This window comes from Spongiactinospora gelatinilytica (assembly GCF_003236385.1).
Classification (GTDB): domain Bacteria; phylum Actinomycetota; class Actinomycetes; order Streptosporangiales; family Streptosporangiaceae; genus Spongiactinospora; species Spongiactinospora gelatinilytica.
This window is the reverse complement of record NZ_POUA01000345.1, coordinates 1-8202: the sequence shown is the minus strand read 5'-3', so window position 1 is coordinate 8202 and position 8202 is coordinate 1. Positions and strand designations below refer to the sequence as shown.

Below are 8202 nucleotides of genomic sequence, written 5' to 3'. Positions count from 1 at the left end.
GTGGCGCCGGTTCCGCCGCCACCGAACCGGGCGGGGGGCCCGCAGCGACCGGGCGGATCGCGGGCAGGATGCGGGTCGGGTTGCCACCGTCCAGCACCTGGCGGAGCATCCGCGTGGCCTCGTCATGGGACAGGCGCTGCACCGGCTCCTTCAGCAGCAGCCCCTCGATCACCGGCAGCAGCGGCCCCGCGTGCGGGGCCGAGTCCGGCGGGTCGGTCAGTACCGAGTGCATGGTCGCCAGCGGCGTGCCGCGATCATGCGGCGGGCGGCCCTCCACCGCCGCGTACAGGGTCGCGCCCAATGACCACAGGTCGGACTCGCGGCGCGCCGGACGGCCGCGCAGCCGCTCGGGCGCGATGAACGCCGGAGTGCCCGCCAGGCCGGTCATGGTGAGCTGGGTCTCCGCCTCCAGCGTGGCGATGCCGAAGTCGGTGAGCACCACCCTGCCGTCATCGGCGAGCAGCACGTTCTCCGGCTTGACGTCACGGTGCAGCACGCCGGCCTTGTGCGCGCTGCGCAGCGCGCTGACCACCTCCAGGCCGATCTTGGCGGCCCGCTGCGGGAGCAGCGGCCCATCCTGCTTGATCACCTGGCCGAGAGACCGCGAGGGGACCAGTTGCATGACGATCCAGGGCCGGCCGTCCTCCTCGATCACGTCATGGACGACCACCACGTTGGGATGGCTCAGCCGGGCCGCGGCCCGGGCCTCCCGCAAGGTACGGCGGTTGAGCTGCTGCACCTCGTCGCCGAGCGCGCTCGCGTAGCGCACCTCCTTGACGGCGACCCGCCGATCCAGCAGATCATCGTGGGCGCTCCACACCACGCCCATGCCGCCACGCCCGATGGGTTCGAGCAGATGGTAACGCGCTGCTACCACGCGTTCGCTGCGCTGCCCCTCCGACATCACCGACTTTGACCCCCTCCCTGAAGCTAAAAATCCTCCCATAGTGGTGGATCTGGAGCGACCGCAAGCCGCTGCGCGGCGGGCGATCCAGAGTCCGCACAGTGAGAAGGATCTTCCGTCAAGTGGCGCGACGGGTGGTGATGGCCTAAGGTCATGGGCATGGATCACCATTTCGCGTTTATCGAGCCGGCTCCGGGAGGGCCGGTCGCACCAGCGTGAAGTAGCGATCGACCGGAGCCGGCTCAAGGCAGGGACGACACGTCTCTGCCTTTTGTTTTACCTCTTCATCTCACCCGCCGGCTCGTGGGGAACGCACGGCCGGCCCAATGCACAGGAGCCGAGATGTCGTCGATTTCCCTGCATGGTCAGTGGGAAAGGTCCGATTCGTGAGCGTTGAAACCCCGGACCTGCGCACGACGCGGGCCGTACGGATCGGACAGGTGCCACTGGGCCAGGACGTCCTGCCGGTGGTGATAGGCGGATCCGCCGCGGCGGCCGGGCCGGGCGGCTCGCCCGGCCCGGCACAGGACATCCGATGGATCACGCTGCGTGGTCACCGCGGCCGCCGCCCGGCGGGCGAGGCGATCGCCGAGGCCCGCGCCGGATGGGCGAGCCCGGTCCTGGTGGAGCCGTTCTCCGCCGCCGATCTGCCGGACATCGCCGAACAGGCCGACGGCGTGGTCATCGGCGCCGCCTGGATGCAGGACTTCAGGCTCGTGCGGGCGGCGGCCAGGCTCGGGATCCCGGTGGTCGTGCAGCGGGGCCCGGCCGCGACGCTGGAGGAGTGGCTGGCCATCGCCGACTACTGCGTGGCCGAGGGCAACGACCAGGTGGCGCTGTGCGAGTGCGGCAGCCGTACGCCCATGCCGGGCGGCGGGACCACGCTGGACCTTGCGATGGCGCGCGAGGCGCGGGCCCGTACCGGCAGGCCGGTGCTGGTCGCGCTCGGGCGGGACGCCGCGCTGGCGGGCGCGGCGATCGCGGCGGGGGCCGACGGCCTCATGCTCGCGCCCGACGCCGGACGGGACGTCGTGGCGGCGGCCAGGGAGGCGGCGATCGTGGTGGGCGCGATGGTGCGCCGCGAGGACCCCGCCACGGTGGCCGAGGCCCGCGGCGTCATCGACCGGGTGGACGCCGCGCTCGCCACCCTCCTGGAACGGCGGGCGGAGCTGGCCGGCGTCGTGCAGCGGCTGAAGCCGGTGGGCGGGTTCGCCGGTCGCGACATGGAGCGCGAGCGCAGCCTGGTGGCCGCCATGGCCCGCCGCGCCCCGGCCCTGGGCACCGACCGCCTGGCCCCGGTGATGAACGCGGTGATCGAGGCCGGCCTGCATCTGGCCGAGGAGCGCCGCGCCCGGCCGGACGGCGGGTGACCCTCCCGCGACCCCCGTCCGGAGTGTCGGCGTGTCGGAGTGTCGCCGTGTCGCGGGCCCTTCGCGCTGGTGAAGGAGCGGCGCCCGGCAGGTGTCCGGATGACGGGCGCCGGGTGGCCGCAACGCCTGCCGAACACGCGTAGGCTCTTGTCCGCCGCCTTTCGCGAGTGGTGATCGAGGGAGCCGCATGAGCGAGTCGTTCGTCCATCTGCATGTGCACACCGAGTACTCCATGCTCGACGGTGCAGCCCGGTTGAAGCAGATGTTCAAGCAGGTGGGCGAGCTGGGCATGCCGGCCATCGCGATCACCGACCACGGCAACATGCACGGCGCCTACGACTTCTACAGGCAGGCCATGGCCGCCGAGATCAAGCCGATCATCGGGATCGAGGCGTACGTCGCGCCGGAGTTGCGGCACAACAAGAAGCCGGTGCTGTGGGGCGAGCCGCACCAGAAACGGGACGACGTCTCGGCGGGCGGCTACTACACCCACATGACCATCTGGGCCCGGAACAAGACGGGCCTGCACAACCTGATGAAGCTCAGCTCGCGGGCCTACACCGAGGGCTTCGTCCGCAAGTGGGCCCGGATGGACGCCGAGCTGCTCGCCGAGCACTCGGCGGGGCTCATGGCCACCACCGGCTGCCCGTCCGGCGAGGTCCAGACGCGGCTGCGGCTCGGCCAGTACGACGAGGCCGTCAAGGCCGCCGCGAAGTTCCAGGAGATCTTCGGCAAGGAGAACTACTTCCTGGAGGTCATGGACCACGGGCTGGACATCGAGCGCCGGGTCCGCGACGGGCTCACCCGGATCAGCCGGGAGCTGGACATCCCGCCGCTGGTCACCAACGACTCGCACTACACCTACGAGTCCGACGCCACCGGCCACGACGCCCTGCTGTGCATCCAGACCGGCAAGCAACTGTCCGACCCCGACCGGTTCAGGTTCGACGGCACCGGCTACTACGTCAAGACCGCCGACGAGATGCGGGCGATCCACCCCAACGAGGACCTGTGGCAGGAGGGCTGCCGCAACACGCTGCTGGTCGCCGAGCGGGTGGACCCGGCGGGGTTCTTCGAGTTCAAGAACCTCATGCCGACCTACCCGATCCCACAGGACATGACCGAGGCCGAGTTCTTCCGGTCGGAGGTCTGGGCGGGGATGGCCCGCCGCTGGCCGGAGGGCTTCGACGACGAGCACCGCAAGCAGGCCGAGTACGAGATCGGGATCATCGAGCAGATGGGCTTCCCGTCCTACTTCCTCGTGGTCGCCGACTTCATCATGTGGGCCAAGGCCAACGGCATCCGGGTGGGCCCCGGGCGTGGCTCGGCGGCCGGCTCGCTGGTCGCGTACGCGCTCGGCATCACCGACCTCGACCCGCTCCCGCACGGACTGATCTTCGAGCGGTTCCTCAACCCGGACCGCGTCTCCATGCCCGACGTCGACATCGACTTCGACGAGCGCAGGCGCGGCGACGTGATCCGGTACGTGACCGACAAGTGGGGCGCCGACAAGGTCGCCATGATCGTCACGTTCGGCACCATCAAGGCGAAGGCCGCCATCAAGGACGCCGCGCGCGTCCTGGGCTACCCGTACGCGCTCGGCGACAAGGTGTCCAAGGCGTTCCCGCCGTCGGTGATGGGCAAGGACATCCCGCTCTCGGGCATCTTCGACGCCGACCACCCGCGCTACAACGAGGCGGGCGAGCTGCGCAAGCTGTACGAGGAGGACGTCGATGTCAAGGCCGCGATCGACCTGGGCAGGGGCCTTGAGGGCCTGATCAGGCAGACCGGCGTGCACGCCGCCGGTGTGATCATGTCCGCCGAGGTGATCACCGACCACATCCCGATCATGCGCCGCGACTCCGACGGCGCGATCATCACGCAGTTCGACTACCCGACCTGCGAGACGCTCGGCCTGCTGAAGATGGACTTCCTGGGCCTGCGCAACCTGACGATCATCGACGACTGCCTGAAGATGGTCGAGGGCAACACCGGCGAGCGGATCGACCTGCTGAAGCTGCCGCTCGACGACCCCAAGACCTACGAACTGCTCGGCCGGGGCGACACACTGGGAGTGTTCCAGCTCGACGGCGGCGGCATGCGGTCGCTGCTGCGGCTGATGAAGCCCGACAACTTCGAGGACATCTCCGCGGTCGGCGCGCTCTACCGGCCGGGCCCGATGGGCGCCAACTCCCACACCAACTACGCGCTGCGCAAGAACGGCCAGCAGAAGATCGAGCCGATCCACCCCGAGTTCGAGGAGTCCCTGGCCGACATCCTCGGCACCACCTACGGCCTGATCGTCTATCAGGAGCAGGTCATGGCCATCGCGCAGAAGGTCGCCGGGTTCTCGCTCGGCAAAGCGGACCTCCTGCGCCGCGCGATGGGCAAGAAGAAGAAGGCCGAGCTGGACAAGCAGTTCGCCTCCTTCGAGCAGGGCATGAAGGACAACGGATACTCCGGCGCGGCGATCAAGACGCTCTGGGACATCCTGCTGCCCTTCTCCGACTACGCGTTCAACAAGGCGCACAGCGCCGCGTACGGCCTGGTCTCCTACTGGACCGCCTACCTCAAGGCCAACTACCCGGCCGAGTACATGGCGGCGCTGCTGACGTCCGTCAAGGACGACAAGGACAAGTCCGCCCTCTACCTCAACGAGTGCCGCCGGATGGGCATCAAGGTGCTGCCGCCCGACGTCAACGACTCCGACTTCGACTTCACCCCGCGCGGCACCGACGTCCGGTTCGGCCTGTCGGCGATCCGCAACGTGGGCGGCAACGTGGTGGACGGCATCATCGCGGCGCGCCGCGACAAGAGCCGCTTCACCGACTTCAAGGACTTCCTGCGCAAGGTCCCCGCGCTGGTCTGCAACAAGCGAGTGATCGAGTCGCTGATCAAGGCGGGCGCATTCGACTCCTTCGGGCATGTCCGCAAGGGCCTGGTCATGGTCCACGAACAGTCCGTGGACGCGATCATCGACATCAAGAAGAACGAGGCGATCGGCCAGGACTCCCTGTTCGGCGCGGTCGAGGGCGTGGAGGACCAGACCTTCGACGTGCAGATCCCGGAGGGGGAGTGGGACAAGAGCACGCTGCTGGCCTTCGAGCGGGAGATGCTGGGGCTGTACGTCTCCGACCACCCGCTGCTGGGCGTGGAGCACATCCTGTCCCAGGGGGCCGACTGCTCGATCGCGGCGCTACAGGCCGACGAACGGCCGGACGGCCAGGTGATCACGGTCGGCGGCATCCTGTCGGGGTTGCAGCGCAAGGTCACCAAGAAGGGCGACACATGGGTGCTCACCCAACTGGAAGACCTTGAGGGCTCCATCGAGGTGATGATCTTCCCGTCCGCCTACCAGCTCTGCTCCACGATCCTGGCCGAGGACGCCATCGTCTTCGTCAAGGGCCGCCTGGACAAGCGGGAGGACGTCGCCAAGATCATCGCCATGGAGGTCACCGCCCCCGACCTGACCCAGGAGGCCGGCGGCCCGCTGTTGGTCAGCCTGGCCCTCAACCGCTGCACACCGCCGCTGGTGGGCCGGTTGAAGGAGGTCCTGACCACCCATCCGGGCACCACCGAGATCCACCTTCAGGTCCACAACGGGTCGAGGACCACGGTGCTGCGCCTGGACGACCGCCTGCGGGTCTCCCCTTCCCCGGCGCTGATGGGCGACCTCAAGCAGCTTCTCGGTCCCGCCTGCCTCGGCGCCTGACCTTCCTTCCGGCCCGCGCGGCGGGGTCAGCGGCCCCAGGGCAGGTTCAGCCAGCGGTCGATCATCCTGGCGTGGCGGCGGTGGCGGTGGTGATGGCCGTCGCGGGCCCGGTGGTGGCCGTCGCGGGAGTGGCGTCGCCACCGGCGGCCCTCGCCGCGATGGTGTCGCCCCTCGCCGCGTCCGGCCTCCGTCTCCTCCAGGCCGGGGGTGTGCCCGCCGCCGAAGCGCGACATGTCCGGCCGGCGGAAGGGGGTGGGCGAGGTGTCGCGCAGCGCGCGGGACATGGAGTCCACCCAGATGGGCCCGGGCAGCGACGCTCCCTGCACGCTGCCGTAGTGGGTGCCGCCGATGGTCACCCCGCGCAGCGGGTAGCGGTAGGAGCCCCGGATGTCGCCCACGCTGACCGCCGCCGCCAGGTCCGGGGTGTACCCCGCGAACCACGCCGAGGTGTAGCCGTTGTTGGTGCCGGTCTTGCCCGCCGCGTCGCGGCCGATGTCCTGGCCGCGCATGGTGCCCTTGTGGAAGACGCCGCGCAGTACGTGGGAGACCGCGTCGGCGACGGCGGGCTCGATGGCCTGGGAGCAGTCCGGCGGTACGCGGGTGGCCCGCCCGCCCGGCTCGGCGATCTCGGCGATCGCCATCGGCCGGCAGTACCTGCCCCTGGCACCGAAGGCGGCGAAGGCAGCGGCGACCGTCACCGGATCGACCTCGTTGACGCCGAGCGTGAACGTCGGCACCTCGCGCAGCGGCGTCCCGTCGGCGCGCTTGACGCCGAACCTGCGGGCGGTCCGCACCACGTCGCACAGCCCGACCTTCTGCTCCAGCATCATGTAGAAGATGTTCACCGACATCCAGGTGCCGGTGGAGATGCTGTGCGGGCCGCCCTCGCCCTCGCCGCTCGCGTTGTGGATCACGGTGCCGGGGTCGTTGACCGGGTTGCCGTGGCAGTCGCGGTAGCCGTACCCGGCGACGAACGACCCGGGCGTGTCGAAGCCCTCGTCGAACCGCCAGCCCTCGGCCAGCGCGGTGGCCAGCGTGAACACCTTGAACGTCGAACCCGCCTGGAGCCCCTGCCCGCCGCCGTGCGCGATGTCCGCCGGCAGGTTGTAGGTGGTGTGGTCGCCGTGCTTGCTGTTGCGCGGATTGCGGCCGTAGCGCTTGCTGGCCGCCAGCGCGCGGATCATGCCGGTGCCCGGCTCGATCATCGCCTCGGCCGCGACCTGGGCGTCGGCGGGGTCCACCTGCGCCGAGATCGCCTTCTCCGCGGCGCGCTGGACGCGCGGGTCCAAGGTGGTGCGCAGCACGATCCCGCCGTGCATCAGGCGGCGCTGGCGTTCGGCCCTGGTGTGCCCGAACGCGGGATTGGCCAGCAGTTCCTTCTGCACGTACAGGCAGAAATAGGGCGAGGAGCTTTCCGAGCAGCCGCCCGGCTCGGGGCGCAGCCTGATGCCGAGGGCTTCCCGCCGCGCCTCCGCGGCCCGCGCCGTGGTGATCATGCCGAGCCCGGCCATCCGGTCCAGCACCAGGTCACGGCGTTCGCGCAGGCGCTGCCTGCGGGTCGTCCCGAGCGCCGGGTCCGTCTCGTACGGCCGGCGAACCGCCCCCGCCAGCGTCGCCGCCTGCCCCAGCGTCAGCCGGTCGGCCGTGGTGGAGAAGAACCGCCGGGCCGCCGCCTCCACTCCGAACGCGCCCGCCCCGAAGTAGGTGATGTTGAGGTAGCGCTCCAGGATCTCGTCCTTGGTGTACTTCTTCTCCAGCGCCAGCGCGTACCGCAGCTCGCTGATCTTCCGGCGCAGGCTCGGCGCCCGCGCCCGCTGCCGCTCCTGCTCCGACTCCGCGGCCTCCACCAGGATGTTCTTCACGAGCTGCTGGGTCAGGGAGGAGCCGCCCTGCCGGATGCCGCCCGCCTGGGTGTTGGTGATCAGCGCCCGCAGCGTGCCCCGGACGTCGAGCCCGCCGTGCTCGTAGAACCTGGCGTCCTCGATGGCCACGATGGCCTGCCGCATCACCGGCGCCACCCGCGACAGCGGCACCGTGGTGCGGTTTTGGAAGTAGAACTGGGCGAACTGCCGGCCCCGGGCGTCCAGCAGGCGCGTGTGCTGGGCCAGCGGCACCTCGCGCGGCGCGGCCGGCAGCTCGGTGAAGGTGGCCGAGACCTGTTTGGCCGCGACCCCCGCCCCGCCCACCACGGGCAGCGCCAGCGCGAGGTGCCGCTG

4 protein-coding genes are annotated in these 8202 nt (G+C 70.4%); 2 read left to right on the top strand and 2 right to left on the bottom strand.

Features of this window, described 5'->3' with window-relative positions; all coding sequences use genetic code 11:
- A partial coding sequence (locus C1I98_RS31005) for a serine/threonine-protein kinase (RefSeq protein ID WP_199537337.1) occupies positions 1-904 on the bottom strand: 904 nt, incomplete at its 3' end.
- 386 nt (positions 905-1290) lie between these two features.
- On the opposite strand from C1I98_RS31005, the gene C1I98_RS45405 reads away from it, so the two are divergent.
- Both C1I98_RS45405 and dnaE read left to right on the top strand, forming a co-directional pair.
- Positions 1291-2274 carry a chorismate mutase gene (locus C1I98_RS45405; RefSeq protein WP_306461928.1) on the top strand — a complete coding sequence of 328 codons (984 nt, stop codon included), beginning with the start codon at positions 1291-1293 and terminating at the stop codon, positions 2272-2274.
- 187 nt (positions 2275-2461) lie between these two features.
- Positions 2462-5986, top strand: coding sequence for a DNA polymerase III subunit alpha (gene dnaE / locus C1I98_RS30995; protein WP_111170922.1), 3525 nt, complete (start codon positions 2462-2464; stop codon positions 5984-5986).
- 26 nt (positions 5987-6012) lie between these two features.
- On the opposite strand, the gene C1I98_RS30990 is transcribed toward dnaE, so the two are convergent.
- Positions 6013-8202: transglycosylase domain-containing protein (locus C1I98_RS30990; RefSeq protein ID WP_146607742.1), on the bottom strand; the 2190-nt coding region annotated here is incomplete at its 5' end.

Excerpts from the sequence above, each read along its gene's own strand:
- dnaE (WP_111170922.1), top strand. The coding sequence starts at position 2,462 with ATGAGCGAGTCGTTCGTCCATCTGCATGTGCACACCGAGTACTCCATG.